We start from the raw sequence: 26,834 nt of genomic DNA on the forward strand, positions 1-26,834 counted from the left end.
CCGGCACGCCGGTGGGGCCATTCGGAGGTAGTGGCGGTGGCGTGCGACGATGTGCGGCATGCCGCAGCCACCCCCCGTTCGGAGCACATCCACGCGGCCCGCGCGTCCGGACGCGTCCATGTCGTTGCTCACCAACGTCATGGACCACAGCCTCGACGACGGCTATGCCGAGGCCGCCGCGCGGAAGAAGGCCGACGGCAGCGGCGGACTGCCCAAGACACTCCGCGCCAAGCTGGGCCTCGCGGTCGGCCTGGTGCTCGCGGCCCTGGTCGTGACGGTCGGGGCGGCCCAGGCACGGGTCGCCGCGCCCGTCGTGGCGAAGGAACGTGAGGAGCTCGTCGACCGCATAGAGGGGGAGACCTCGGCGGCCGACAAGCTGGAGAAGAGCGTCGACGAACTGCGCGACGACGTGAACGCGCGCCGGCGCGAGGCGCTGGAGAAGAGCGGCGAGGGCGACCGGTCCGACCTGGTGGGAGTCCTGGCGGGCGCGGTCGAGGTGCACGGCCCGGGTGTGAAGCTCGTGGTCGACGACGCCAAGGACGTGGGCGCCGGCGCCGACGGGAAGCCGCGCGGCACCTCGGGCTTCTCCGACACGGGCCGGGTACGGGACCGGGACATGCAGCGCGTGGTCAACGGGCTGTGGGAGTCGGGCGCCGAGGCGATCTCCATCAACGGGCAGCGTCTGACGGCGCTGTCGGCGATCAGGGCCGCGGGTGACGCGATACTGGTCGACAACAGGCCGCTGGTGCCGCCGTACACGGTGCTCGCGGTGGGGGACGGTGAGCGGCTGAGCGCCGCGTTCCAGGACAGCGCCGACGGGCTGTATCTGCACGCGCTGCAGGAGAGCTACGGCATCCGGACCGCCATCTCCGTCGCGGACGACCTCGAGCTGCCGGCCGCACCGAGTCTGATCGTACGTACAGCACAGCCGATAACCGAGAAGGGCACATCGTGATCGCCGTACTGGGCCTCGTCGTGGGAGTCGTGGCCGGATTGCTGGTCCGGCCCGAGGTGCCGGCGGCCGTGGAGCCGTATCTTCCGATCGCCGTCGTGGCGGCGCTGGACGCCGTCTTCGGCGGTCTGCGGGCCATGCTCGACGGGATCTTCGACGACAAGGTCTTCGTGGTGTCGTTCCTGTCGAACGTCGTCGTCGCCGCGCTGATCGTGTTCCTGGGCGACAAGCTGGGCGTCGGCGCCCAGCTGTCCACCGGTGTCGTGGTGGTCCTCGGCATCCGCATCTTCTCCAACGCCGCGGCGATCCGCCGGCACGTCTTCCGGGCGTGAGGCCGATGAGCGAGCACGACGAGCAGAACGCCAACCGGCTGCGCAGGGAGCTGCCCGAGGAGGTGGCGCCGGCGGCACAGGCCGGCGCGGACGCCCCGGCGGGCGATCCGCCGCAGGACGCGCAGGGGGAGCGGAACGGGGTGACCGGCAGACAGCGGCTCCTGAAGGGGCTGTGGCCGCCGCGCCTCACCCGGGCCCAACTCATCGTCGCCCTGCTCCTGTTCGGGCTCGGTTTCGGCCTCGCGGTCCAGGTGGCGTCCAACAGTGACAGCGACAGCGCGCTGCGGGGCGCCCGCCAGGAGGATCTGGTCCGCATCCTCGATGAACTGGACGACCGGACTCAGCGTCTTGAAGACGAGAAGCAGGGCCTCGAGAAGCAGCGCGACGAGCTGGAGAACAGCTCCGACCAGGCGGAAGAGGCCCGCAAGCAGACGCTGGAGAAGGAGCGGCAACTGGGCATTCTCGCGGGCACCGTGGCCGCGCAGGGGCCCGGCATCACGGTGACCATCGAGGACACGAAGGGGACGGTCGAGGCGGACATGCTGCTCGACGCGATCCAGGAGCTGCGCGCCGCGGGCGCGGAGGCGATCCAGGTGAACGGCGTACGGGTCGTCGCCGGCACGTACTTCGCCGAGGCCGACAACTCCGTCAGCGTCGACGGGAACAAGATCAACGCGCCCTATCGTTTCCAGGTCATCGGCAAGCCGCAGGACCTCGAACCGGCTCTCAACATTCCTGGAGGAGTGGTGCAGACTCTGGAGAAGGAACAGGCCACCGTTACCGTTGAGCGGTCGAGCAAGATCGTCGTGGACGCCTTGCGAGCGGCGAAGCGGCCTGACTACGCTCGGTCGTCCTCCCAGTGAACCGGCGGTGCATGGGGGGCGTCCGGCGAGGGCATGAGGTTGCGGGGGGTCGGCGCACCGATTGGGTGGTGCGTGGTGGAAACTGTCTGGTGGAGACGGACGTTGTGAAGGTGTCCGGGTCGGTCAGTGCGTTCAGCAAGGGTTCGTCCTGCCCCACGGGCGGGTCTGTTTCGGTCAAGGGGAATCGCCCGTGAAGTTGTTTGCGAAGTTGTTCGGCAAGAGCGCGCGAGAGGGCGGCGGCGAGAACGCGACCGCCCGCCATCGCGCACAGCCCGACGCGGAGGGCTCGCGCCCGATGTTCCGGGACCAGGTGGGTGGTCCCGGCGCGCCGTCTGTTGACCCTGCTCAGTCCGGCGGCATAGGTTTCGGCCAGCCCTCGGCCCCGGGTGCGGGTGGAGGCTTCCACCCCGACCCGTACGCGTCGAACGCCCCGGCGGGGCAGGCGCGGCAGGAGGATCCGTCCATGGCGGCCCTGGTGTGTACGAGGTGCGGCAACCGCAATGCGGAGAACAGCCGCTTCTGCTCCAACTGCGGCGCTCCACTGCGGGCCGGCGCGGTCCCGGAGCGCGCGTCCGAGACGACCTCCACGATCTCCATCTCCGGTCTGGAGGCCTACGACGCCGAGGCCACCGGCCAGACGGCGATGCCGGCGCTGTCTCCCGAGGCGCAGGCGGCCGTGGACGCGCTGCCGCTGGGCTCCGCGCTCCTGGTCGTGCGCCGGGGGCCGAACTCGGGCAGCCGCTTCCTGCTGGACGGCGAGCTGACCACCGCCGGACGGCATCCGCAGAGCGACATCTTCCTGGACGACGTGACGGTCTCGCGCCGACACGTGGAGTTCCGCCGCAGCCCGGACGGTTCGTTCACGGTCGCCGACGTCGGCAGTCTGAACGGCACGTACGTCAACCGGGAGCGCATCGACCAGGTCGCCCTGTCCAACGGTGACGAGGTGCAGATCGGCAAGTACCGGCTGGTGTTCTACGCGAGCCAGCGGGGTTACTGACCGCCCCCGGGCCGCCCGCCCGGGGAACCTCCAGGGAAGGTCCATGTTTCAAACACCGAGCGGCGGCGCCGGGCAAGGCGCCGTCGCCACGGACAGTGGGCTGATGAGCATCGGCGCAGTGCTGAACGCGCTGCGTGACGAGTTCCCCGACATCACCATCTCCAAGATCCGGTTCCTGGAGTCGGAGGGGCTCGTCGAGCCGCGGCGGACCCCGGCCGGGTATCGCAAGTTCAGCGCGCACGACGTCGAGCGCCTCGGCGAGGTGCTGCGCATGCAGCGGGACCACTATCTGCCGCTCAAGGTGATCCGCGAGCACCTGGACGCCGTGGAGCGCGGTGAGGCGGTGTCCCTGCCCCGGGTCGGCCGTCAGCGGGAGGGCGAGGCGGCGGTACCGGAGCCGGCCGAGAGCCCGACGGTGGCCAGGATCGGCCGTGACGAGCTGCTCGCCACGGCCGGGATCGGCGACCAGGAGCTGGCGGAGTGGGAGTCGTACGGACTCCTCGCCCCGCTGGCCGACGGGGCGTACGACGCCGAGGCGGTCACCGTGGCGTCGCTGGTGGTGCAGCTGGGACGGTTCGGGATCGAGCCCCGGCACCTGCGGGTGATGAAGGCCGCCGCCGACCGGGAGGCCGGGCTCGTGGAGCAGGTCGTGGCCCCGCTGAAGCGGCATCGCAACCCGCAGACCAGGGCGCATGCGGAAGACCGCACCAAGGAGCTGGCGGGTCTCGCGGTGAGGCTGCACGCGGCGCTGGTGCAGACCGCCCTGGGCGTGCGGCTGCCCTGAAACGGGCGGGGCCGAGCATCCGGGCCGCCCGCCCGGTCCGGACGCGGATCGCCCCGAACCGGACCCGGATCGCCCACCCGAGCCCGGCCCGACTACCCAAACGTCCCGAACACGGCCTAGGGTTGCTGTGTGAACGAGCTCGATGTCGTAGGTGTCCGGGTCGAGATGCCCTCCAACCAGCCGATCGTGCTGCTGCGCGAGGTGGGCGGCGACCGTTACCTTCCCATCTGGATCGGACCGGGGGAGGCGACGGCGATCGCCTTCGCCCAGCAGGGCATGGCTCCCGCACGTCCGCTGACCCACGACCTGTTCAAGGACGTGCTGGAAGCGGTCGGGCAGGAGCTCACGGAAGTCCGCATCACCGACCTGCGGGACAACGTCTTCTACGCCGAGCTGGTCTTCGCGAGCGGGGTCGAGGTGAGTGCCAGGCCGTCCGACGCCATAGCGCTGGCCCTGCGCACCGGCACGCCGATCTACGGCAGCGAGACGCTGCTGGACGACGCCGGCATCTCGATTCCGGACGAGCAGGAGGACGAGGTGGAGAAGTTCCGCGAGTTCCTCGACCAGATCTCGCCCGAGGACTTCGGAAGCAGCAACCAGTGAGGACGGGTGCGGGTCCGCGGCTGCGCGCGGCCCTGCACGGGCACATCCGACTAGCCTTTCCCGGAACTGGGCACGGGAAACCACTCGTAAGGTGATTATCACTCGGCGTGCCGAGTGTGGCGATCGTTGACGCACCCTTGGTGACTGCCTACCTTCGAGGAGGCAGGTCAAGGACGGAGGTCGGCGTGAGAACCAGCGGCGACGGTACGGTTGGGGGTGGCCCCGGGCACAGCCTCGGGGCAGGCGGTCCGTACCCTCCCCCGGGCTCCCGGCTTCGCGCAGGCGCGAGCCACGCCCATCACGGTGGCGCGGCCGATCCCGGTCCGCAGCGACCGGCAGCGGTGCCGACCAGCGGAGGGGCGACGTCCATGGCGTCCGAGCAGATCGGCTATCGCGGGCCGACGGCCTGCGCGGCCGCGGGCATCACCTACAGGCAACTCGACTACTGGGCCCGCACGAGCCTCGTCGAGCCCAGTGTGCGGCCCGCGCACGGATCCGGAACGCAGCGGTTGTACAGCTTCCGCGACGTGGTCGTGCTGAAGATCGTCAAGCGCTTCCTCGACACCGGGGTGTCGCTGCAGAACATCCGCACCGCCGTCCAGCACCTCAGGGAGCGGGGCTTTCGCGACCTGGAGCGGATGACGCTGATGAGCGACGGCGCCACGGTCTACGAGTGCACCTCTCCCGACGAGGTGCACGCACTGCTCCAGGGCGGCCAGGGCATCTTCGGGATCGCCGTCGGAGTGGTGTGGCGGGACGTGGAGAGCGCGCTGTCCCAACTGCACGGGGAGCGGATCGACACCGGCGAGACCCTGGTCGGGCACAATCCGGCCGACGAACTGGCCCGGCGGCGCAACAACCGGGCGGTCTGAACGCCGCCGCGCGCACCGATCTCTTCCGGCGGGGCCTCCTCCCGCGGGTGGCGGCGGCATTGTCAGTGGCGTAGGGCAGCATCGGAGATGTGAGAACCGCGCCCACGATCCTGCATCTCGACATGGATGCCTTCTTCGCCTCGGTGGAGCAGGCGTCCAAGCCGAGCCTGCGCGGGAAAGCTGTCGTCGTGGGCGGCCTCGGGCCCCGCGGCGTGGTCGCCACCTGCTCGTACGAGGCGCGGGTGTTCGGGGTGCACTCCGCGATGCCCATGGGCCAGGCGCGCCGGCTCGCTCCCCACGCCGCCTATCTCGTTCCCCGCTTCGAGCTCTACCGGTCGATCAGCGAGCAGGTCATGCGGCTGCTGCGGGAGCTGTCGCCCCTGGTGGAGCCGCTGAGCCTGGACGAGGCCTTCGTGGACCTGGAGGCCGGCCGGACGGCCTGGGACGCGGCGTCGGCGCGGCTCGCCGGGACGAAACTGCGTGCGGACATCCGCGCCGTCACGGGCCTCACCGGCTCCGTCGGGCTCGCCGCCTCCAAAATGCTCGCCAAGATCGCCTCGGAGGAGGCCAAGCCCGACGGACTGGTCCTCATCCCGCCGGGGACGGAGCGGGCCATGCTGGAGCCGATGACCGTGCGGACGCTCCCCGGGGTGGGACCGGCCACGGGGGACCACCTGCGCCGGGCGGGGATCACCACAGTCGGCGAGATCGCCGAGGCCGGCGAGGACGAGCTGGTGCGGCTGCTGGGCAAGGCACACGGCCACGCGCTGTACGCCATGGCACTGGCGCGGGACGAGCGGCCGGTGGTGGCCGAGCGGGAGACCAAGTCGGTGTCGGTCGAGGACACCTACGACGTGGACATCCACGACCGGGTGCGGGTCGGCGTGGAGGTGGGACGGTTGGCGGACCGCTGCGTGCGGCGGCTGCGCGCCTCCGGGCTGTCCGGGCGGACGATCGTGCTCAAGGTCCGCAGATACGACTTCTCGACGCTGACGCGCTCCGAGACGCTGCGCGGGCCCACCGACGACCCGGCGGTGATCCGGGAGGCCGCCGCGAGACTGCTGGACTCGGTGGACACCACGGGCGGCGTGCGGCTGCTCGGGGTGGGGGTGAGCGGCCTCGCCGACTACACGCAGGAGGACCTGTTCGCCCAGGCGGCGGGGGACCGCCCCGAGGAACCGGCCGAGGAGCCCGAGACCGTGCCGGTCGAGCAGCACAGCCCCTCGCCCGCGGAGCGCCGGTGGCCCGCGGGGCACGACGTACGCCATGCGGAGCTGGGGCACGGGTGGGTGCAGGGCAGCGGACTCGGCCGGGTCACCGTCCGGTTCGAGACGCCGTACTCCGAGGTCGGCCGGGTGCGGACCTTCCCGGTGGACGACCCCGATCTGGTCCCGGCGGACCCGCTGCCGCTGGTCGCCCCCGAGGTGCGAAGACCGAGCGGGGATCCCGACCGCCGGCCCGGTGGCGGAGCCGGTGCGGACGGGGCCGCGAGACGGGCGGCCGGGTAAGGGGGCCCGGATGGCGCGGGCGGTGCGTCAGCCGTCGTCCTTGCCCTTGCCGGCCAGCTTGCCGAAGTCGTGGTCGGGCGGCGGGGGAGAGGCGGCCACGTCCAGGCCGTAGTGGTGGTAGAGCTGGAGCTCCTGTTCCGGCGAGAGGTGCCGGCCGACGCCGAAGTCCGGCGCCTCCTTGATCAGGGAGCGGTCGAAGGGCACGCGCAGGGTGCCGTCGACCAGCTCGCTGGGCTCCAGGGGGACGAAGGCGTCCCGGCTGAAGAGGCCGGTGCGTATCGCCGCCCACTCGGGCACGCCGGTGGCATCGTCGAGGTACACCTCGTCCACGGTGCCGATCCTCGTGCCGTCGCGGTCGAACGCCTTGCGGCCGATCAGGTTCCGCGGATCGATGTCAGTACGCACGGGGCCCTCCACTTGATCGCACCACTGGGCCGCACTGGGGTCGCACACCAGCCGCCTAATCATCCGTAAGTACTACAAAAGAGCACAAGTGGCCGGTCGGCCACTCGAGAGTCGGGCGGGTGCCTCGCTGGTACGCTGGCAAACGGCCGCTGACCCCGCGCGGGAGAGTCCTCCGGACACCACCGGAGGCGCCGAAGGAGCAAATCCTCCCCGGAATCTCTCAGGCTCACGTACCGCACGGACGAGGTCACTCTGGAAAGCAGGGCGGGTGTCGACGGCTTCCGCTCTCACCGACGGTGAAAGCCGGGAGAGCCCCAGGGCTCGCCCGGTGAAGCTCTCAGGTTGAGATGACAGAGGGGGAGGCCGTCCGGGTACCCGCGCCGTGGTGCCCCTCGAAGGTCGTCAGACCAGGAGGCCTCCGCAATGACCGCCCACCGCACTCCGCTCTCCGAGCTCGAACGGGCCATGCCCTTCGAGCAGCGCCACATCGGCCCCGACCACGAGGCCCGGGCCAAGATGCTCGCGCAGGTCGGTTACGGTTCGCTCGACGAACTGACGGCCGCCGCGGTGCCGGATGTGATCAAGAACGCCGACCGGCTCGACCTGCCGGGCGCGCGCTCCGAGGCCGAGGTGCTGGCCGAGCTGCGCTCCCTGGCCGACCGCAACCAGGTCCTCGACTCCATGATCGGCCTCGGCTACTACGGGACCTTCACCCCGCCGGTCATCCTGCGCAACGTCATGGAGAACCCGTCCTGGTACACGGCGTACACGCCCTACCAGCCGGAGATCTCCCAGGGCCGGCTCGAGGCCCTGCTGAACTTCCAGACGATGGTCGCCGAGCTGACCGGCCTGCCCACCTCCGGCGCCTCGCTGCTCGACGAGGGCACCGCCGCCGCCGAGGCGATGGCGCTGTCCCGGCGCATGGGCAAGAACAAGAAGGGCCTCTTCCTGGTCGACGCGGACGCCCTGCCGCAGACCGTCGCCGTGATACAGACCCGCGCCGAGCCGACCGGCGTCGAGGTCGTCGTCGCCGACCTGAGCGGGGGCATCCCGGCCGAGATCGCCGAGCGCGAGATCAACGGCGTCCTCATCCAGTACCCGGGCGCCTCCGGAGCCGTCCGCGACATCAAGCCGGTGATCGACCGGGCGCACGAGCTCGGCGCGCTCGTCACCGTCGCCGCCGACCTGCTCGCCCTCACGCTGCTCACCTCGCCCGGCGAGCTGGGCGCGGACATCGCCGTGGGCACCACCCAGCGCTTCGGCGTGCCGATGGGCTTCGGTGGACCGCACGCCGGCTACATGGCGGTGCACGAGAAGTTCGCCCGCAGCCTCCCCGGCCGTCTGGTCGGCGTCTCCGTGGACGCCGACGGCAACAAGGCCTACCGCCTGGCCCTGCAGACCCGCGAGCAGCACATCCGCCGCGAGAAGGCCACCAGCAACATCTGCACCGCGCAGGTGCTGCTCGCCGTCATGGCCGGCATGTACGCCGTCTACCACGGCCCTGAGGGCCTGCGGGCCATCGCGCGGCGCACCCACCGGTACGCCACGATCACCGCGGCCGGTCTCGCCGCCGGCGGCGTCGAGATCGTCCACGGTGCCTACTTCGACACCGTCACCGCGCGGGTGCCCGGCCGGGCCGACGCCATCGTGCACGCCGCCCGCGAGAACGGCATCAACCTGCGGCTCGTCGACGCCGACCACGTCTCCTTCGCCTGCGACGAGACCACCACGCGGGCCCAGGTGGGCGGCGTGTGGAACGCGTTCGGCGTCGAGGGCGACGTCGAGACGCTGGACGCGGAGGCCGGGGACACGCTGCCCGAGGCGCTGCTGCGCACCGACGACTTCCTGACCCACCCCGTCTTCCACCAGCACCGCTCCGAGACCGCGATGCTGCGCTACCTGCGCCGCCTCGCCGACCGGGACTACGCGCTGGACCGCGGCATGATCCCGCTGGGCTCCTGCACCATGAAGCTCAACGCGACCACCGAGATGGAGCCGGTCACCTGGCCCGAGTTCGGCGCGCTGCACCCCTTCGCGCCCGCCGGGCAGGCGCAGGGCTACCTCACCCTCATCCGTGAGCTGGAGGAGAGGCTCGCCGAGGTCACCGGGTACGACAAGGTCTCGCTCCAGCCCAACGCCGGCTCCCAGGGCGAGTTCGCGGGCCTGCTCGCCGTACGCGGCTACCACCGGGCCAACGGCGACGAGCAGCGCACCGTGTGCCTCATCCCGTCCTCCGCGCACGGCACCAACGCCGCCAGCGCCGTGATGGCCGGCATGAAGGTCGTCGTCGTCAAGACCGCCGAGGACGGCGAGATCGACGTCGAGGACCTCCGCGCCAAGATCGAGAAGCACCGCGACGAGCTGGCCGTGCTGATGATCACGTACCCCTCCACGCACGGCGTGTTCGAGGAGCACGTCGCCGACATCTGCGCGCAGGTGCACGACGCGGGCGGCCAGGTCTACGTGGACGGCGCCAACCTCAACGCCCTGGTCGGCCTCGCCAAGCCCGGCCACTTCGGCGGCGACGTCTCCCACCTGAACCTGCACAAGACCTTCTGCATCCCGCACGGCGGCGGCGGCCCCGGCGTGGGCCCCGTGGGCGTGCGGTCGCACCTGGCGCCGTACCTGCCCAACCACCCGCTGCAGCCCGCGGCCGGGCCGCAGACCGGCGTCGGGCCGATCTCGGCGGCGCCGTGGGGCTCAGCGGGCATCCTGCCGATCTCGTGGTCGTACGTCCGTCTGATGGGCGGCGAGGGCCTCAAGCGGGCCACGCAGGTGGCCGTGCTGTCCGCCAACTACATCGCCAAGCGCCTGGAGCCGCACTTCCCCGTGCTGTACACCGGCCCGGGCGGTCTGGTCGCGCACGAGTGCATCATCGACCTGCGCCCGCTGACCAAGGCGACCGGCGTGAGCGTCGACGACGTCGCCAAGCGGCTGATCGACTACGGCTTCCACGCGCCGACGATGTCCTTCCCGGTGGCCGGCACGCTGATGATCGAGCCGACCGAGTCCGAGGACCTGGCCGAGCTGGACCGGTTCTGCGAGGCGATGATCGCCATCCGCGCGGAGATCGAGAAGGTCGGTTCCGGCGCCTGGCCCGCCGACGACAACCCGCTGCGCGGCGCCCCGCACACCGCCGGCGCGCTCGGCGGCGACTGGGACCACGCGTACACGCGCGAGGAGGCCGTCTTCCCGGCCGGGGTCTCCGCCGCCGACAAGTACTGGCCGCCGGTGCGCCGCATCGACCAGGCCTACGGCGACCGGAACCTCGTCTGCTCCTGCCCGCCGCTGGACGCGTACGAGGACTGAGCCGTCCGCGCCCGGAGCCCCGCCCCCGTCCTCGGGGGCGGGGCTCCGCCGTTGCCGGGCCGGCTAGGCCGTGGCGAGCGCCACCTCGGTGGACTTGACGAGCGCGATGACGTCGGAACCCACGAAGAGGCCCAGCTCCTCGGCCGCCTCCTTGGTGATCACGGCGGTGAGTTCGGCGTCCACCATGGCGATGTGCGCGACCGCCATGACGTCGCCGACCACGAGGCGGGTGACCGTGCCGGGCAGCCGGTTGCGGATCGAGAGGCCGGCGGTCGGGCCGGTGGCCAGGGAGATCTCCGTCGACTTCACCAGGCCGCGGACGGCCGTTCCGGGGCTCAGGCCGAGATCGTCGGCGGCCTCCCGGGTGATGGCCGCGGTGAGGTCCTGGCCGCCGGAGAGACGGACCCGGACCGTCGCCATGGCCTCGCCCGGGGTGACAGCGGTGACGGTGCCGGGGAGCTGGTTGCGGATGCTCAGGCTCATGGGGGCACCGTAGCCCGGCGCAGGCGTCACGCCGGGTACGCGTGGGTCTGCGTCGCCTTGACCGCCGCCCACACCCGGGCGCCCGGATGGAGGCCCAGCTCGGCCGCGGCGACCGTGGTGAGGTCGGCGGCGAGCGGGAGTTCACCCGTGAGGTCCACGCGGATCTGGTCGCCGTGGCTCTCCAGGCCCGCGACCTCGCACTGCCAGAGGTTGCGGGCGCTGGAACCGGCGGGACGCTCGTCGTACAGCGTCACGGCGCTCGGCGGGAAGGCCACGAAGACGGGACCGGACAGCTCCTCCGTCGTGGTGATGCCGGGGCCGGCGTCGAGCCGCACGGTGTGGCCCTCGGCCCGCCCCCGGTAGAGGTTCAGGCCGACCAGCTGGGCGATGTAGTCCGTGCGGGGCCGGCGGGCGATGTCGGCGGGGGCGCCCTCCTGGACGACCGCGCCGTCCTCGACCACCACCAGGCGGTCGGCCAGCACCATGGCGTCCAGCGGGTCGTGCGTGACCAGTACGGCGACGGCCTCGAACTCGGCGAGATGGCGGCGGAGCCGGGCGCGCACCTCCAGCCGGGTCCGGGCGTCGAGGGCCGCGAGCGGCTCGTCCAGCAGGAGCAGCCGGGGGCCGGTGGCCAGCGCGCGGGCGAGGGCGACGCGCTGGGCCTGACCGCCGGAGAGGCGGCGCGGCTTGGTGCCCGCGTGCGCGGCCAGGCCCATCCGGTCCAGCCACACGGCAGCCCGCGCCCGGGCCTCCGCCTTGCCCGCACCCCGGCAGCGCGGCCCGAACGCGACGTTGTCGAGGGCGGTCAGGTGCGGGAAGAGCAGGTAGTCCTGGAAGACCACCCCGACCGGGCGGGACTCCGGCGGCGTACGGTCCAGCTCGGCGCCGTCGAGGCGCAGATGACCGTCGGCGAGCGGGACCAGACCGGCGAGCGCGCGCAGGGCGGTGGTCTTGCCCGCGCCGTTGGGACCCAGCAGGGCCACGACCTCGCCGGGCGCGGCGGTGAGGGCGACGTCCAGGCGGAAGGCGCCGCGTGCCACGACGAGCCGGGCGTCGAGGCCTTCCCCGGGCCGGTGGCCGTCGGGGGCGGGGCAGTCCATGGCGGCCTTCCGTTCACCGGTGTCGGTCATGACGCACTCATCCAGCGGTCCCGCAGCCCGGCCAGTACGGCGATGGAGACGGCCAGCAGCACCAGGCTGAGGGCGATCGCCGCCGCCGGGTCGTTCTGCAGGGCCAGGTAGACGGCCAGCGGCATGGTCTGGGTCCGGCCGGGGAAGTTGCCCGCGAAGGTGATCGTCGCCCCGAACTCGCCGAGCGCCCGCGCCCAGGCCAGCACGGCGCCCGCCGCGATGCCCGGCGCGATCAGCGGCAGGGTCACCCGGCGGAACGCGGTGAAGCGGGAGGCGCCCAGCGTCGTGGCGGCCTCCTCGTAGCGCGGGTCGGCGGCGCGCAGGGTGCCCTCCACGCTGATGACCAGGAACGGCATCGCCACGAACGTCTCCGCGAGTACCACGCCCGTCGTCGTGAACGGCAGCGTGATCCCGAACCACGCGTCCAGCCACTGTCCGACGACCCCGTTGCGCCCGAACGCCAGGAGGAGCGCGACGCCGCCCACCACCGGCGGCAGCACCAGCGGCAGCGTCACCAGGGCGCGGACGAAGCCCCGGCCGGGGAAGTCGGTACGGGCCAGCAGCCAGGCCAGGGGCACGCCGACGAGCAGGCTCAGCACGGTCGCGGACGTCGCGCACAGCAGCGACAGGCGCAGCGCCTGCCACACCTCCGGGCTGCTCAGCTGATCCGGCAGTCCGCTCCACGGGGCGCGGACCACCAGGGCGAGCAGCGGCAGCAGCAGGAACGCCAGGCCGATCAGGGCGGGCACCAGCAGCGGCACCGGCACCATGCGTCCCCGGTGCCGGGGGCGGCGCGGCCCGGCGGTCACCAGGTCGGCGCCGGGGGGCGTGGGCGTCGTTCCGGTGGACTTGCTCACGGCGTGCGGAACCCGGCCCCGGTGAGCACCCGCTGTCCCTCGGCGGATTTCACCAGCTCGATGAACGCCTTGGCCGCGTCGGTGTTCGGGGCGTTCTTGAGGAGGGTGATCGGGTAGTCGTTGACCGCCTCGGCCGACTCCGGGAAGTCCACGCCCGTCACCTTGTCACCGGCCGCCTTCACATCCGTCTTGTAGACGACGGCGGCGTCGGCCTCCTTCAGCTCGACCTTGGTGAGGGCGGCCTTGACGTCCTGCTCGTACGAGACCGGGGTGAGCTCGAGGCCACTGGCGTCCAGCGCCTTCCGGGCCGCGGCACCGCACGGCACCGTCTTGTCGCACAGCACGACCTTGAGGCCGGATCCGGTGAGGTCCTTCAGGGAGGAGACGCGGTCGGGGTTGCCGGGCAGCGTGGCGATCTCCAGCTGGTTGCGCACGAAGGTGACCGGGGTGCCGGCCGCGGCCCCGGCGTCCGTGACGGTCGCCATCGTCTTCGGGCTGGCGGAGGCGAACACGTCCGCCGGTGCGCCGCTGGTGATGCTGGCGGCGAGGGTGTCGCTGCCGGCGAAGTTGAACGTGACCTCGGTGCCCGGGTGCTGCTTCTCGAAGGTCTCGCCGAGCGTCGTGAAGCTCTCCTTGAGCGAGGCCGCCGCGAACACGGTGACCTGGCCGGACACCTTCGCCGAGGACGACGAGCCGCCGGCGGAGTCGGAGTCCGTACCCGGGTCCGAGGACGACGAGCAGGCGCTCAGGGCCAGCAGCGCGGCGGCTCCCGCACCGCCCATCCGCGCGGTACGGCGGATGCGGCGCGTCCTGCGCACGGAACGGGTCATCACGGGTACTCCCTCGGCGTCTCCGGGCGGGGGCCGACGGGCTCGGCGACCGGGCGTGCGGCGACCGGACGTGCGGCTACCGAGCGTGGGCGACCCCCATTGCGCCGATCATACTTCCGCATCTGCCAGGTGTAAGTCTCCTGTCGCATCGCATGAGCAAGCTCGGTGGAGAGAAAGCCTGGCATGTGCGTTCGCACGGTTGCTCGGGTTGCTCAGGTGGCTGAGGCGGTGTCGGGCGGTCAGGTTCTGTCGACATGGACATTCGTCGACTTCACCCGGGCCGTGGCCTCCACGCCGACCTCCAGGCCGAGTTCCTCCACCGCCTCCCTGGTCAGCAGGGAGACGAGCCGGTGCGGACCGGCCTGGATCTCGACCTGGGCCGCGACGTCGCCGAGCTTGATCGCGGTGACGATCCCGGGGAACGCGTTGCGGACCGAGGTGTGCGGGGTCTCCTCGTCGGCGCCGTCGGAGCGGGCGAGCTCGACCGAGAACGCGGCCAGGTCGCGCCCGTCGACGACGCGCCGCCCGCCCTCGTCGCGACGGGTGGTGATCCGGCCCGCGTCGGCCCAGCGGCGCGCGGTGTCCGGACTGACGCCGAGCAGCCGCGCCGCCTGGCCGATCGTGTAGGACTGCATGCCGGTCACCATAGGCCGCGGGAGGGCGACGGTGGCCGCGGGGCTGGCCGTTGGGTACAACGCGATATGGAGCCAGGGGAGGGCGCGCACGAGGTGAGGACCCCGAGGGCCGTCGGTCCTGGGGCGGCCGTGGAGCCGGGGGGAGATCGCGGGCGGGATCAATCGCACCGTGCCGCGCGACGGGGCGGGGGCGCCGTGCTGGAGCGGACGATCAGCTCCGTGCCCAGTTCGACCCGTGGCGGGTCCGGCCGTTCGTCGCGGGCCGGGCGGAGCACCGTGCGGGCGGCCACCCTGCCCATCTCGGCGAGCGGCTGGCGCACGGTCGTCAGCGGCGGCGCCGACCAGCGGACCTCCGGAAGGTCGTCGAAGCCGACGACACTCACGTCCTGCGGCACCCGCAGACCACGCCTGCGCAGCGCCTCGATCGCGCCGAGCGCCATCTGGTCGCTGGCCGCGAAGACGGCCGTCGGCGGTTCGGGCACGCCGAGCAGGGCGTCGCAGGCCGCGAAGCCGGACTCGTGGCGGAAGTCGCCGGGGACGACGAGGGAGCCGTCCACGGCGAGGCCGGCGCCCCGCAGAGCGGCGCGGTAGCCGTCGCGACGGGCCCGCGAGCACAGCAGCCGCGGCGGCCCGGCGATCAGGCCGATCCGGCGATGCCCCAGCGCCAGCAGGTGTTCCGTGGCCGCCCTGCCACCCGCGTGGTTGGCCGCGCCGACGGTGGGCACGTCCAGGGCGGGGGAGCCCGCCGGGTCGACCACGACCAGGGGCACGCCGAGGACCCGCAACTCCTGGTGGAGCACGGGGTCCAGGGCCGAGGTGACGAGGACGACGCCGTCCGAGGCCCGCGCCCGCAGATTGCGCATCCACTGGCGGGCGCCGCCCGAGCGTCCGTGGACCGCGGAGACCACGGTGCCGGCCCCGGCCGCGTGGGCCACCTCCTCGACGCCCCGGATGATCTCCACGGCCCAGGGGCTGTCCAGGTCGTTGAAGACCAGGTCGAGCAGGGCCGCCCGGCGGCCGGGCGCGGCGGCGCGCTTGCGGTACCCGTGCCGGCGCAGCAGTTCCTCCACCCGCGCCCTGGTCCCGGGAGAGACGTCCGACCGGCCGTTCACGACCCGGGACACGGTCGGCACCGAGACACCCGCGCGGCGGGCGATGTCCGTAATCGTGACCCTGCCCCGGCCGCCGGAAGATGTCCCCGCCCGGGCCCCGTCCACCGCCACTTCCCGCACCTCCACCGACACCGACCACGAACCTTCCCCGGAGTCTTCCGGAAACCCGGCGCTCCGGGGAAGGCGTACCGGCCGTGGAGACCCGGGCCGTCACCGTGCCGACGCGGGCGGCCCACGGGGAGTGACCGGTCCCGGACACACGTGAGGGCCGGTGCGCAGCCGTGGCTGCGGGCCGGCCCCGTGAGGTGCCGGGCGCGGTGGCGTCTCGTGGCGTCACACGGCCCGGCCCGAGGTCAGGCGGCGGTCGTCAGACCCGCGCCGACGGGGCGGTGCGGGGCGACGACCTGACCGTCCGGCAGTAGCTCACCGGTGTCCTCGAAGAGGACGACACCGTTGCACAGCAGGCTCCACCCCTGCTCCGGGTGGTGCGCCACGAGACGGGCGGACTCCCGGTCGGCGGACACGGCTGACGGGCACGGTGGCTGGTGCTGGCACATGGGTGGGGTCTCTCGGTCTGTGATGACGGGTGAGTTCGCTGACTCTGCTGACTTGTCTGTACCGCGGCGTGAAGCCTCGTTCATGGCCGCCCCCCGTTGTTCGAGTCGGTCCGGACCCAGTGTTGCCCCCTGGGCGTCGATCCGCAGGTATTTCGCGGCACCGCTTCTCACAGGTTGAGGACGCGTCACCCGCGCGGACGGTTCAGCCCAACTGCACTGTCCTTTCGGATGGTTCGGCATGGCCGATCGGGACTAGTCCGCGCGGGTGGTGGGTGGAGCGGGTGGACAGGGGCCGGCCGGCGCGCCGGCGACCGGGACGAGGCGGCGTGCCGGCCGGGCGCCGGGCCGGATCAGGCGGGAGACCCCAGCAGCCGGGTCGGCGTCATCCGGTGCGTGAGGACCGGCAGCAGTTCGGCGACCCGGTGCGGCAGATGGGCCGCGATCCCGGGCGGCGCCGGCGCCAGCGGCACCAGCAGGTCGGTGGCCGCGGGATGCCCGGTGGCCGCGTGCGCGGCACAGTCGCCGTGCAGCCACAGCGTGAGCATGTACAGCTCGGGAACCGACAGCAGGCGCGGCTGGTACGGCTGGGGCAGCGACTCGGCCTGCCGCAACGCGCGCTCGGTCGAGGCGACGTAGGGGCCCTCGAAGAAGTGCGAGAAGGCCCAGCCGTCGGCGGTCAGCATCGTCTCCGCGGCCGCCACCACCAGGTCCGCGCACCGGATGTGGAACCGCCATCCGGTCAGTCGCGTCGCCGGCACGCCCTCCGCCGTGACCCGGTCGAGGACGTGCACGGGCAGCGGAAGTTCCGGTGTGGCGGGTCCCTGGGCGCCGAGCAGGGCGGGGGTCCGGGCCTCGCGGACCGCGGTGGGCGAGGAGAGGGCGGTGAGGACGGAGCGCAGGGCGGGCGCGGGGGCCTGGGGAACACGCAGGGACATGATGGGTCGCCTCTCATTCGAAGGCACGGTGGCGCGAGGGCGGAGCGGGCGGACGACACTGTCGGCTCACGGGGCTGGGAGAGGCAGGGGCCGGGTCCGGGAAACGAGAAGTGGGACAGGTCTGCCGCGCATCAGCTCGACGGCAGGATCCTTCGGCCCTGGGAGCCGGTCCGCTGCCTGTCCGCGGAGTTTATACGACATGTGTTCAGACTGTGTTTCGGCTACCCGATTCCGGTAAGACGTACAAGGTTGAACTCGGCCGTCGATTTGTGGGAATCCTCCGGATTCCGGACCGGGTGTAAGGCGGTGACCTCGGGGAATGTTCACCGAGCGGTCGGCCAATTGTCGTCGGCGTTTTTCACGAGTTGCCGGCCCGGGAAACTGCTCCACGTGCCATGCCCGACGAATGTGCCAGCGGTCACATCGGCACAGCGTAGCGGCTGCCGGGCCGCTACGGGGACGTTATCGATCGCTTCGGCTGGGCATCATCCCACCTGACCGGCGGCCGGACACCGGCAGCCGGATCTTCCACGCATCGCTCCGAGAAGGGACTCTTCCATGGGGGAGAAGGTCGTGGCAGGTCAGTTCGACCTGTCCGATCGCCAGCGCTACCGCGAGAAGCTCCAGCGGTGCCTGACGGGCCTGGAGCGACTTCTGGCGGAGAAGCGGTTCGACCGTCCCAAGAACCTGATGGGGCTGGAGATCGAATTGAATCTCGTCGGTGCCGACGGGATGCCGAAAATGTTGAATGCGCAAGTCCTCGAGCGCATCGCGAGCCGCGACTTCCAGACCGAACTGGCCATGTTCAACCTGGAGGTCAACATAGCCCCGCACCGCCTGGGTGGCCGGGTATTCGACCGGCTCGCGGAGGAGATCCGCACCTCTTTGGCATATGCGGACCGCAAGGCCGGCGAGGTCGACGCGGGAATCGCGATGATCGGTATTCTGCCGACGCTGGACCGGGACGACCTGGTCTCGTCCAATCTCTCCGCCGTCGACCGCTACGCGCTGCTCAACGAACAGATCGTGGCCGCCCGCGGGGAGGACTTCACCCTCGACATCGAGGGCGTCGAGCGTCTGACCTGCACCTCGAAGTCCATCGCCCCCGAGGCCGCCTGCACGTCCGTGCAACTGCACCTCCAGGTCACCCCGGACCGCTTCGCGGACGTGTGGAACGCGGCCCAGGCCGTCACCGCCGCGCAGATCGCCCTCGGCGCCAACGCGCCCTTCCTCTTCGGCCGCGAACTGTGGCGCGAGTCGCGGCCCCCGCTGTTCCAGCAGTCCACCGACACCCGCCCGCCCGAACTCCAGGCCCAGGGCGTGCGGCCGCGCACCTGGTTCGGGGAGCGGTGGGTGACCTCGGCGTACGACCTCTTCGAGGAGAACCGGCGCTACTTCCCGGCGCTCCTGCCGATCTGCGACGACGAGGACCCGCTCGACGTCCTCGACGCGGGCGGGGTGCCCTCGCTCTCCGAACTCGTCCTGCACAACGGCACCGTCTACCGCTGGAACCGCCCCGTCTACGACATCGCGGACGGCGTCCCCCACCTGCGCGTCGAGAACCGGGTCCTGCCCGCGGGCCCCACCGTCACCGACGTCATCGCCAACGCGGCCTTCTACTACGGGGTCGTCCGCGCGCTCGCCGAGGAGCCCCGGCCGGTGTGGACCCGGCTGCCGTTCGAGGCCGCCGCCGCCAACTTCGAGGCCGCGTGCCGGCACGGCATCGATGCCCGCTTCGAGTGGCCCCGGCGCGGTCGCCTCGGCGGCATCACCGAGGTCGACGCCGCCGTCCTCGTACGCGACGAGCTGTTGCCGCTCGCCGAGGCGGGCCTCGACGCGTGGGGGGTGGAGCCCGCCGACCGGGACTTCTACCTCGGCGTGATCGACGAGCGGTGCCGGCGCCGGGTCAACGGCGCCTCCTGGCAGGCGGCCACGTTCCACCGGGCGCTGGAGGCGGGCCTGTCCCGGGAGGCCGCGCTCGCCGCCACGACCCGCCGCTACGTCGAGCTGATGCGCGAGGGCGAACCCGTGCACCTGTGGCCGGTGGGACTGCCGGAGCCGGTGCCGCTGAGCTGACCGTCGCCGGTGCCGCTGAGCCGACCGCCGCCGGGCCCGCCCCCGCCGCGCGCCGCCCCATACTGATCGGGCAAGCTGTGACGTCCCAGCTGGAGGCAGGTGCGCATGGCGGAGGCGGGCCCGGTGGACGATGCGTTCCCTCACAAGCGACTCGACGAGCAGTCATGGAACGGCGAGCCGCTCTCGCGGCGGATCCTGCGGGACGAGACGCTGCTCGTCCTCGCGCTCTCGCTCGGCGCGAGCGGCGTATCCGCCCTCATCAGCTTCATCGGCTCGGTCACCCGGCCCGGCGGACTCAAGGACCAGGCGGCCACGCTCAACGCCTCGGCGGCGCCCGGACGTCCCTGGCTCGACCTGGCCTGGCAGCTCTTCGGGATCACCACGGCACTGGTCCCGGTCGCCCTCGTCGCGCACTTCCTGCTGCGTGAGGGGCGCAGTCTGCGCACCCTCGGCTTCGACCGCACCCGCCCGTGGCCCGACCTGGGCCGCGGAGCCGCCGTCGCCGCCGTCATCGGCAGCACCGGCATCGCCTTCTACCTCGCCGCGCGCGGCCTCGGCTTCAACCTCACCGTGGTGCCCGAGGCCCTGCCCGACGTGTGGTGGAAGTACCCCGTCCTGATCCTCTCGGCGGTGCAGAACTCCGTCCTGGAGGAGGTCATCGTCGTCGGCTACCTGCTGCGCCGGCTCGACCAGCTCGGCTGGGGCGCGGGTGCCTCGCTGGCGGCCAGTTCGGTACTGCGCGGGTCGTACCACCTCTACCAGGGGATCGGCGGATTCGTCGGCAACATGGTGATGGGCGTCGTGTTCGTCTATCTGTACCGCCGCTGGGGACGTGTGGGTCCGCTGGTGGTGGCGCACGCGCTGCTCGACATCGGGGCCTTCGTCGGTTACGGGCTGCTCGCCGGGAAGGTGGACTGGCTGCCGACGGCCTGAGCGCCGGCGCCCGCCCGGGCGCGGTCAGGCCAGCAGCTCGCCGTCGACGACCGTCACCGCGTGCCCGCTCAGCAGCGTGCGCCCGCCGCGCAGTTCCGTGCGCACCCGGCCGGAGCGGGCGGAGGCCTGGAGCCCGGTGAGGTGCGGGCGGCCCAGACGCTCGGACCAGAAGGGGGCCAGTGCCGTGTGGGCGCTGCCGGTGACCGGGTCCTCGTCGATGCCGACGTTGGGGAAGAAGCAGCGGGAGACGTAGTCGTAGCCACGGGCGGGATCCTCCGCGAGCGCGGTCGCGATGACACCGCGCTCGGAGTGGGCGGCCAGTGCCACGAGGTCCGGCGCCAGAGCGCGGACCGTCCTCTCGTCGGCGACCTCGACCAGCAGGTCGCCGATGTTCGGCCCGGTGTCCAGGACGGTGAGCGGTTCGGTGCCCAGGGCCGCGCCGACGCCCGCCGGGGCCTCGACCGGGGTGAGCGGCGCGGTCGGGAAGTCCAGGGTGATCGAGCCGTCCTCGCGGGGTGCCGCGGTCAGGACACCGCTGCGGGTGGCGAACCGCACCGGTCCCGAGTGGGCGCCGGTGGTGTGCAGGACGTGGGCCGTGGCGAGCGTGGCGTGGCCGCACATCGCGACCTCGGTGGCCGGCGTGAACCAGCGCAGGGCCCAGTCGGCCTCGCCGCCCGCGGGCAGCCGGTGGGCGAACGCCGTCTCGGAGTGGTTGACCTCGAGGGCGACCCGCTGGAGCCGGTCGTCGTCGGGGAAGGCGTCGAGGAGCAGGACTCCGGCGGGGTTGCCGGCGAAGGGCCGGTCGGTGAAGGCGTCGACGATTCGGATGCGCATGCCCCGACGCTAGGACCGTCCGGAGCGGCGTACCAAGGCCAATTCGGCTCCGCCGGACCGTTTTCGGCGGCGGTCCGCGGGGTGCCCGCGATGGGTCAGCGGCGGATCAGCCCGAGGGACGTCGCGGTGGCCACGGCGGCGGTGCGCGAGTCGACGTCGAGCTTGGCGTAGATGCGGGCCAGATGGGACTTGACGGTGCCCTCGGTGAGGTGGAGCCGGTGCCCGATGGCCTGGTTGGACAGTCCGCCGGCCACGAGCGCCAGGACCTCGGTCTCGCGCCGGGTCAGCGTGGTGCCGGGGGTCCGCAGCCGGTTCATGAGCCGGTCGGCGACGGCGGGGGCGAGGGCGGTGCGTCCGGCGGCGGCCGTGCGCACGGCGTCGGCCAGGTCCTCGGGCGGAGCGTCCTTGAGGAGATAGCCGGTCGCGCCCGCTTCGATGGCGGGCAGGGTGTCGGCGTCCGAGTCGTACGTCGTGACGATCAGCACGCGCGGCGCCCCGGTGCGGGCGGCGATGGCGGCGGTGGCCTCGGCGCCGTTCATGCCCTTGCCGAACTGGAGGTCCATGAGCACGACGTCGATGTCGCCGCCCGCGGCACGTGCGACGGCCTCCTCGGCGGTGGCGGCCTCGGCCACCACCACGATGCCCGGTTCGGTCTCCAGCACGGCGCGCAGGCCGGCCCGCACCACGGGGTGGTCGTCGGCCAGGAGCAGGCGGATGGGGGTGTCGGTCACGGGCGGGCCTCGGGTTCGGTGGGCGGCGGGAGAGGGAGCCGGGCGGCCAGGGCGGTGCCGTGGCCGGGCGCGGACTCGATGGTCAGGGTGCCGCCGAGGGCGTCCAGGCGGGCGCGCATGGCGGCCAGGCCGAAGCCGCCCGCCTCGGGGTCGGCAGGGGGCAGCTCGTCCGGATCGAAACCGACGCCGTCGTCGACGACGTCGAGGGCGACCTGGTCGCCGAGGTGGCTGAGGGTGATCTCGGCCGTGCCGGCGTCGGCGTGGCGGACCGTGTTGGCGAGGGCCGACTGGGCGATGCGCAGCAGGGCGACCTCGTGGGCGGTCGGCAGCGGGACCGGGGCGCCGGTGAGGTGGAAGCGGGCGGTGATCCGGTGCCGGGCGGACGTCGTGGCACACAGGCGCTCCAGGGCGCCGGCCAGGGTCGTGCCCTCCAGGGTGGGCGGGGTCAGGGCGGCGACGAAGCGGCGGGCCTCGGCGAGGTTGTCCACGGCGGCCTGCCGGGCCGCCACGACATGTCCGGCGGCGGCGTCCGGCCGCCCGGGCAGGGCGCGCTCGGCGGCGCGCAGCAGCAACTGGATGCTGGACAGGCCCTGGGCGAGGGTGTCGTGGATCTCGCGGGCCAGCCGCTCGCGCTCGGCGAGCACCCCGGCGGTGTGCTGGGCGCGGGCCAGGTCGGCGCGGGTGGCGGTGAGCTCCTCGATCAGCCGCCTGCGCTGCTCGCTCTCGCGGTACAGGGCCTGGTATCCCCACACCACCGCGACGGCGACGGCGGCGCCGAGCGTGGGACCGATCACCATGGCCGGGCCGAAGGAGCCGGTGTGGGCGGCGTACCCGGCGACGGCCGCCACGGCGGTGAGGCTCACGGCGGCCAAGCCCGCCCGGCGCGACAGCAGGTGGAGCTGGAGGAAGTAGAGCGGGAACGCCACCCACACCGCCTCGGGGGACAGCGCCAGCAGCACCAGCCATACGGCACCCACGGCGGCCAGCCACCAGGCGGCTGCCCGCCGGACGAGACGGACGCGGGGCAGCACCGGCCCGGCCGCGTACACCAGGCCGCACGCCGCCGCCACGGCGGCGATCGCCCCAGCATGGGACCGGCCGTCCGTCACGGCCCGGGCGGCGACCAGGACGAGCAGACCGACCACCAGCAGGTGCAGGCACCAGGCCAGGGCGCGGGTGGTCGGGGTCAGGGCGGGGGCGGAAACGTTCACAGTGCGTCCCAGGCTACGAAAGGCGGGCGCCCGGCGGCCTCCGTCGAAAGTTACAACCCGCGTGCCGCCTTCCGGCCCCTGAAGTGCCGTCCTGCGCCGGACGCGCGGGCGGGGGGCGGGCGGCGACGGTGGGGGCCTACTGCTTCCACCGCCGGAAAGGACAGGCCCAGACCGTGTTCGTCGCCTGGAGAGACCTCAAGTTCGCCAAGGGGCGCTTCGCCCTGATGGGGACCGTCATCGTGCTGATCACCCTGCTGGTGGGCCTGCTGTCCGGACTGACGGCGGGCCTCGGCCGGCAGAACACCTCCGCGATCACGGGACTGCCCGCCGACCGGATCGCCTTCCAGGCGCCCCGCGGCGGCGGCGACCCGTCGTACGCCGACTCTACGGTCACCGAGCGGCAGTGGCGGCAGTGGTCCGAGGCCCCCGGCGTCGAGCGCGCCGAGCCGCTGGGCATCACCACCACCAAGGCCACCGCGGGCGACCGCAGCGGCGGTGTCTCCGCCTTCGGTGTGCGGCCCGGCTCCCGGCTGGCCCCCGAGGGCGCGCGCATCGACGACCGCGCGGCGGTGCTGTCCGCCTCGGCCGCCGACGACCTCGGGGTGCGGACCGGCGACTCCTTCGACCTGGCCGGGCAGCGGATGAGGGTGGCCGCCGTGTCGGGAGACGCCTTCTTCAGCCACACCCCGGTCGTCTGGACCAGCCTGGACGTGTGGCGGAAGGCCGCGCCTCCCGCCGCCGGCGCGGACGGGCCCACCGCCACCGTGATCGCCCTGAGCACCACCTCGGAGGCCGACGTGACGGCCCTCGACGAGCGGGCCGGGACCAGGACCGTCGCCACCGACGACTCCCTGGCCGCGATCGGCTCGTACACCTCGGAGAACGGCTCCCTGCAACTGATGCGCGGCTTCCTGTTCGCCATCTCCGCCCTCGTCATCGGCGCCTTCTTCACCGTGTGGACGATCCAGCGCAGCGGTGACGTCGCCGTCCTCAAGGCGCTCGGTGCCTCGACGGCCGGCCTGCTCAAGGACGCCCTCGGTCAGGCCCTCGTCCTGCTGGTCGGCGGCACCGCGCTCGGTACCGGCGTCGCCGCCGCCCTGGGGGCGCTCGTCGCGGGCTCGGCCGTGCCGTTCCTGCTCACCCCCGCCACCGTCCTGTTCCCGGCCGCCGTGATGGTCCTCCTCGGCGCCCTCGGGGCCGCCCTGTCCATCCGCCGGATCACCTCCGTCGACCCGCTGACCGCCCTGGGGAGCGCCCGATGAGCCTGAACCTGACCGACGTCACCCTCACCTACGCCGACGGCGAGGACCGCCTGACCGCGCTCGACCGCGTCGGCCTGGAGGTCCCCAGGGGCAGCATGACCGCCGTGGTCGGCCCCTCCGGATCCGGCAAGTCCAGCCTGCTGGCCGTCGCCGCCACCCTCATCACCCCCGACGCCGGGACCGTCACCGTCGACGGCATCCCCACCACCGGCCTCAGCCGCGGCGAGCTGACCGCACTGCGCCGGGACAGGATCGGCATCGTCTTCCAGCAGCCCAACCTGCTGCCGTCCCTCACCGCCGTCGAACAGCTGCAGGTCATGGCGCAGATCGACGGCCGCAGGGCCCGTACCGCCAGGGGCCGGGCGATGGAGCTCCTCGACGCCGTCGGGCTGGCCGGCCAGGCGGGCCGCCGTCCCCACCAGCTCTCCGGCGGCCAGCGACAGCGCGTCGCGCTCGCACGCGCCCTGATGAACGACCCCACCGTCCTCCTGGTCGACGAGCCCACCAGCGCCCTCGACCACGAGCGCGGCGCCGCCGTCATCGACCTGATCACCCGCCTCACCCACCAGCGGGCGAGCGCCACCGTGCTGGTCACCCACGACCGCACCCACCTCACGGCCGTCGACCGGATCGCCGAGGTCCACGACGGCCGGCTGCGCGAGTCGGCGTCGGCCCGCTGACGCGGCGGGCGCGGGCGGGGCGGCCCGGTTTCGCCGACGAGGAACGGAGATATTCGACGGGGCTTGCCGTGCGATACGTTACGATATATCGTTGAGGCATCGCGACAGATCAACGACTGAATGGAGTGATGGCGATGCACAGCCACGGATACGAGCGCGGCCACGGCGGACACGGTGGGCACGGCCGTGGAGAGGGCGGTCCCTTCGGGGCCTTCGGCCGCGGCGGCTTCGACGGCCGGCGTGCGGCGTTCGGCCCCTTCGGGCCGGGTGGTCCCGGCGGCGGCCCCGGCGGTCCCTTCGGACCGGGCTTCGGTCACGGGGGCCCCTGGGGCGGCCGAGGACGCGGCGGACCCAGGGGAAGGGCACGGCGAGGCGACGTACGGGCGTCGATCCTGGCCCTCCTGAAGGACCGGCCGATGCACGGCTACGAGATGATCCAGGAGATCGCCGAGCGCAGCGGCGGGGCGTGGAAGCCCAGCCCCGGTTCGGTGTACCCCACCCTCCAGCTGCTGGAGGACGAGGGGCTGATCGCCAGTGAGAGCGAGGGCGGCAAGAAGCTCTTCGCACTCACCGAGGCGGGCCGCACCGCGGCCGAGGAAGGCCCGGAGGCGCCCTGGGAAGAGGCCTCGCGGGGTGTCGACTGGGAGGCTCTCAACGACATCCGCCAGGCCGGTTTCGGGCTGATGGAGGCCTTCGGCCAGGTCTGGAAGACCGGCAGCAAGGAGCAGCGGGAGAAGGCGCTCGCCGTCATCGGCGACGCCCGCAAGAAGCTGTACCTGATCCTCGCCGACGAGGACTGACGCCGGACCGGACGAAGGGGCCCCGCGGATTCCGTCCGCGGGGCCCCTTCGTGTGCGCGGTGCGGTGTCCGGGAGGCGTTCGAGGTGGACCGGCCGCGGGGCCGTTCAGTCCACCCGCCTTATCACCGCCGCGTCGAAGACGTCCCACGCGCGCGGGAAGGCGCTCTCGTCGTGGCAGTGCCACGCCTCCCAGAACAGGTCGGCGAGCAGCGCCTCCGCCGGGGCGTCCACCCGGTACACGTACTGCCTGCCGTCCACGGCGGGCAGTGCCACCAGCCAGCACCTGCTCCTCATGTCCCTGTTCGACCCACGAGGCGCCGTTTGGGTTGCCCCGGGGGGCGTATGGCAACGCGGCGCGCGCCGGGACGGCCAAAACGACCTGATCTCATCCCCAAGGAGGAGATTCCGTCCGGGCGGGTCCACTCCCCGTGGGACGACGAAATGCTTCCCCTCGGGGATGACCGGGCCCCGAGGGACTGGTGTGCTGGGAGGCGTGCAACCCCGTATCCCCCGGCAGTCGGCCGGCGAGCAAGGCGGCCGGTGGCCGGACGGCACCGACCTCGACGACCGGTTCAGCGCGGAACTGGCCTCGGCGGTCTCCGGTGCCCGCCGCCGGGCGGTGCGGGACGGGGACCGGCAGATCGACACCGCCCATCTGCTGCACTCGCTGCTGGAGTGCGACGCCGAGGCCCGGGCGCTCCTCGGGGACGGGGCCCGGGTAGCCCGCGTCCTCGGGTACCTGGTGCAGCGCAGCATCGGCTACGGCCTGCGCTGGCAGAGCACCGTCGAGGACTCCGGCGCCGTACCCGTCATGACCGGCGCCGCCGGGTTCTCCCCGCCGGCCGCGGCGGCCATGGAGCACGCGTGCGCCCGCGCGGTCCGGCGCGGGGCGGCCCGCGCCGGTGGCCCGGATCTGCTCGCCGCCCTGGTCTCGGACCCGCACACGCGCGCCGCCGAGGTGCTGGCCCGCGCCGCCGTCGAGCCGCACGCCGTGCTCGCCCGGGTGGAGAACCACTTCGAGCCGACCCCCTGAGCAGACACCGTGCCGCTTCCGGTGACCGCTCTCCGGGGCGGTCCCGGGTCGCTGTCGGCGACGGCTCCCTGAGCCGGCCCGCGCCGCCGGCGACGGCTCGCGACGGC

General features: G+C 72.9%; 28 protein-coding genes and 1 riboswitch. Of the genes, 15 read left to right on the top strand and 13 right to left on the bottom strand.

Annotation, left to right across the window (positions count from 1 at the left end):
- Positions 1-58 precede the first annotated feature (58 nt).
- From D1J63_RS30885 to D1J63_RS30925, 8 genes are all read left to right on the top strand, one after another.
- Entirely contained in the window at positions 59-955 is an 897-nt protein-coding gene (locus tag D1J63_RS30885; RefSeq protein WP_176155693.1) for a DUF881 domain-containing protein, read from the top strand.
- Positions 952-1,284 carry a small basic family protein gene (locus D1J63_RS30890; protein ID WP_003977440.1) on the top strand — a complete coding sequence of 111 codons (333 nt, stop codon included), beginning with the start codon at positions 952-954 and terminating at the stop codon, positions 1,282-1,284. The genes D1J63_RS30885 and D1J63_RS30890 overlap by 4 nt, the downstream gene beginning before the upstream one ends.
- Positions 1,285-1,289: 5 nt before the next feature.
- Positions 1,290-2,147 carry a DUF881 domain-containing protein gene (locus tag D1J63_RS30895; protein WP_125633346.1) on the top strand — a complete coding sequence of 286 codons (858 nt, stop codon included), beginning with the start codon at positions 1,290-1,292 and terminating at the stop codon, positions 2,145-2,147.
- Between the two features lie 61 nt (positions 2,148-2,208).
- A complete protein-coding gene (locus tag D1J63_RS30905) occupies positions 2,209-3,147 on the top strand; it encodes an FHA domain-containing protein (RefSeq protein WP_164713051.1) in 939 nt (312 codons plus the stop codon).
- A gap of 43 nt (positions 3,148-3,190) precedes the next feature.
- On the top strand, positions 3,191-3,931 hold the full coding sequence (locus tag D1J63_RS30910; RefSeq protein ID WP_102928912.1) for a MerR family transcriptional regulator: 741 nt from the start codon (positions 3,191-3,193) through the stop codon (positions 3,929-3,931).
- Between the two features lie 129 nt (positions 3,932-4,060).
- Positions 4,061-4,534, top strand: coding sequence for a bifunctional nuclease family protein (locus D1J63_RS30915; protein ID WP_102928911.1), 474 nt, complete (start codon positions 4,061-4,063; stop codon positions 4,532-4,534).
- A 185-nt stretch (positions 4,535-4,719) separates the two neighbouring features.
- On the top strand, positions 4,720-5,406 hold the full coding sequence (locus tag D1J63_RS30920) for a MerR family transcriptional regulator (RefSeq protein WP_176155694.1): 687 nt from the start codon (positions 4,720-4,722) through the stop codon (positions 5,404-5,406).
- A gap of 89 nt (positions 5,407-5,495) precedes the next feature.
- On the top strand, positions 5,496-6,914 hold the full coding sequence (locus D1J63_RS30925) for a DNA polymerase IV (RefSeq protein ID WP_125633350.1): 1,419 nt from the start codon (positions 5,496-5,498) through the stop codon (positions 6,912-6,914).
- Between the two features lie 27 nt (positions 6,915-6,941).
- On the opposite strand, the gene D1J63_RS30930 is transcribed toward D1J63_RS30925, so the two are convergent.
- Positions 6,942-7,319: a PRC-barrel domain-containing protein gene (locus D1J63_RS30930; RefSeq protein WP_176155696.1), complete on the bottom strand. Its 378-nt coding sequence runs from the start codon at positions 7,317-7,319 to the stop codon at positions 6,942-6,944.
- A gap of 150 nt (positions 7,320-7,469) precedes the next feature.
- A riboswitch (glycine riboswitch) is annotated at positions 7,470-7,565 on the top strand.
- 177 nt (positions 7,566-7,742) lie between these two features.
- Here D1J63_RS30930 and gcvP point away from each other — a divergent pair.
- Positions 7,743-10,628 (top strand): aminomethyl-transferring glycine dehydrogenase, encoded by a 2,886-nt coding sequence (gcvP, locus tag D1J63_RS30935; RefSeq protein WP_125633354.1) that lies wholly within the window; start codon positions 7,743-7,745, stop codon positions 10,626-10,628.
- 63 nt (positions 10,629-10,691) lie between these two features.
- Here the strand turns inward: gcvP and D1J63_RS30940 are convergent, their stop codons facing one another.
- The 8 genes from D1J63_RS30940 to D1J63_RS30975 form a co-directional block, all read right to left on the bottom strand.
- Positions 10,692-11,111, bottom strand: coding sequence for a TOBE domain-containing protein (locus D1J63_RS30940; RefSeq protein ID WP_125633356.1), 420 nt, complete (start codon positions 11,109-11,111; stop codon positions 10,692-10,694).
- A 26-nt stretch (positions 11,112-11,137) separates the two neighbouring features.
- Entirely contained in the window at positions 11,138-12,211 is a 1,074-nt protein-coding gene (locus D1J63_RS30945; protein ID WP_125635941.1) for an ABC transporter ATP-binding protein, read from the bottom strand.
- Positions 12,212-12,237: 26 nt separating this feature from the next.
- The gene (locus D1J63_RS30950; protein ID WP_241235710.1) at positions 12,238-13,011 is read right to left on the bottom strand and encodes an ABC transporter permease; all 774 of its coding nucleotides are present in this window, start codon (positions 13,009-13,011) and stop codon (positions 12,238-12,240) included.
- Between the two features lie 83 nt (positions 13,012-13,094).
- Entirely contained in the window at positions 13,095-13,928 is an 834-nt protein-coding gene (gene modA, locus D1J63_RS30955) for a molybdate ABC transporter substrate-binding protein (RefSeq protein WP_125633358.1), read from the bottom strand.
- A 239-nt stretch (positions 13,929-14,167) separates the two neighbouring features.
- The gene (locus D1J63_RS30960; protein WP_102928904.1) at positions 14,168-14,563 is read right to left on the bottom strand and encodes a helix-turn-helix transcriptional regulator; all 396 of its coding nucleotides are present in this window, start codon (positions 14,561-14,563) and stop codon (positions 14,168-14,170) included.
- Positions 14,564-14,721: 158 nt separating this feature from the next.
- On the bottom strand, positions 14,722-15,786 hold the full coding sequence (locus D1J63_RS30965; RefSeq protein ID WP_125633360.1) for a LacI family DNA-binding transcriptional regulator: 1,065 nt from the start codon (positions 15,784-15,786) through the stop codon (positions 14,722-14,724).
- A gap of 242 nt (positions 15,787-16,028) precedes the next feature.
- Positions 16,029-16,232, bottom strand: coding sequence for a DUF5999 family protein (locus D1J63_RS30970; protein WP_125633362.1), 204 nt, complete (start codon positions 16,230-16,232; stop codon positions 16,029-16,031).
- A gap of 350 nt (positions 16,233-16,582) precedes the next feature.
- Positions 16,583-17,167 (bottom strand): hypothetical protein, encoded by a 585-nt coding sequence (locus D1J63_RS30975; protein ID WP_164713052.1) that lies wholly within the window; start codon positions 17,165-17,167, stop codon positions 16,583-16,585.
- 558 nt (positions 17,168-17,725) lie between these two features.
- Here D1J63_RS30975 and D1J63_RS30980 point away from each other — a divergent pair.
- Together D1J63_RS30980 and D1J63_RS30985 are read left to right on the top strand one after the other, a co-directional pair.
- Complete coding sequence (locus tag D1J63_RS30980) at positions 17,726-19,243, top strand: glutamate-cysteine ligase family protein (protein WP_125633366.1); 1,518 nt, start codon at positions 17,726-17,728, stop codon at positions 19,241-19,243.
- Between the two features lie 105 nt (positions 19,244-19,348).
- Complete coding sequence (locus tag D1J63_RS30985) at positions 19,349-20,176, top strand: type II CAAX endopeptidase family protein (RefSeq protein WP_102928899.1); 828 nt, start codon at positions 19,349-19,351, stop codon at positions 20,174-20,176.
- A gap of 24 nt (positions 20,177-20,200) precedes the next feature.
- Here the strand turns inward: D1J63_RS30985 and D1J63_RS30990 are convergent, their stop codons facing one another.
- The 3 genes from D1J63_RS30990 to D1J63_RS31000 all read right to left on the bottom strand — a co-directional run bounded on the left by D1J63_RS30990 (position 20,201) and on the right by D1J63_RS31000 (position 22,952).
- Complete coding sequence (locus D1J63_RS30990; protein WP_125633368.1) at positions 20,201-21,010, bottom strand: PhzF family phenazine biosynthesis protein; 810 nt, start codon at positions 21,008-21,010, stop codon at positions 20,201-20,203.
- Positions 21,011-21,105: 95 nt separating this feature from the next.
- Positions 21,106-21,741, bottom strand: a complete 636-nt coding sequence (locus D1J63_RS30995) for a response regulator transcription factor (protein ID WP_061445872.1) — start codon at positions 21,739-21,741, stop codon at positions 21,106-21,108.
- Entirely contained in the window at positions 21,738-22,952 is a 1,215-nt protein-coding gene (locus tag D1J63_RS31000) for a sensor histidine kinase (protein ID WP_125633370.1), read from the bottom strand. Before D1J63_RS31000 ends, D1J63_RS30995 begins: the two co-directional genes overlap by 4 nt.
- A gap of 173 nt (positions 22,953-23,125) precedes the next feature.
- On the opposite strand from D1J63_RS31000, the gene D1J63_RS31005 reads away from it, so the two are divergent.
- The 3 genes from D1J63_RS31005 (at position 23,126) to D1J63_RS31015 (ending at position 25,694) form a co-directional block, all read left to right on the top strand.
- A complete protein-coding gene (locus tag D1J63_RS31005) occupies positions 23,126-24,214 on the top strand; it encodes an ABC transporter permease (RefSeq protein ID WP_125633372.1) in 1,089 nt (362 codons plus the stop codon).
- Positions 24,211-24,894, top strand: coding sequence for an ABC transporter ATP-binding protein (locus D1J63_RS31010; RefSeq protein ID WP_125633374.1), 684 nt, complete (start codon positions 24,211-24,213; stop codon positions 24,892-24,894). The genes D1J63_RS31005 and D1J63_RS31010 overlap by 4 nt, the downstream gene beginning before the upstream one ends.
- A 134-nt stretch (positions 24,895-25,028) precedes the next feature.
- Positions 25,029-25,694: a PadR family transcriptional regulator gene (locus D1J63_RS31015; RefSeq protein ID WP_125633376.1), complete on the top strand. Its 666-nt coding sequence runs from the start codon at positions 25,029-25,031 to the stop codon at positions 25,692-25,694.
- Positions 25,695-25,799: 105 nt separating this feature from the next.
- Here the strand turns inward: D1J63_RS31015 and D1J63_RS31020 are convergent, their stop codons facing one another.
- A complete protein-coding gene (locus D1J63_RS31020) occupies positions 25,800-25,967 on the bottom strand; it encodes a hypothetical protein (protein ID WP_003977461.1) in 168 nt (55 codons plus the stop codon).
- Between the two features lie 220 nt (positions 25,968-26,187).
- Between D1J63_RS31020 and D1J63_RS31025 the strand changes: the two genes are divergently transcribed.
- Positions 26,188-26,727 (top strand): Clp protease N-terminal domain-containing protein, encoded by a 540-nt coding sequence (locus D1J63_RS31025; protein ID WP_125633378.1) that lies wholly within the window; start codon positions 26,188-26,190, stop codon positions 26,725-26,727.
- Positions 26,728-26,834: the final 107 nt, after the last annotated feature.

The sequence above is a fragment of the Streptomyces sp. KPB2 genome, assembly GCF_003950055.1.
GTDB lineage: Bacteria > Actinomycetota > Actinomycetes > Streptomycetales > Streptomycetaceae > Streptomyces > Streptomyces salinarius.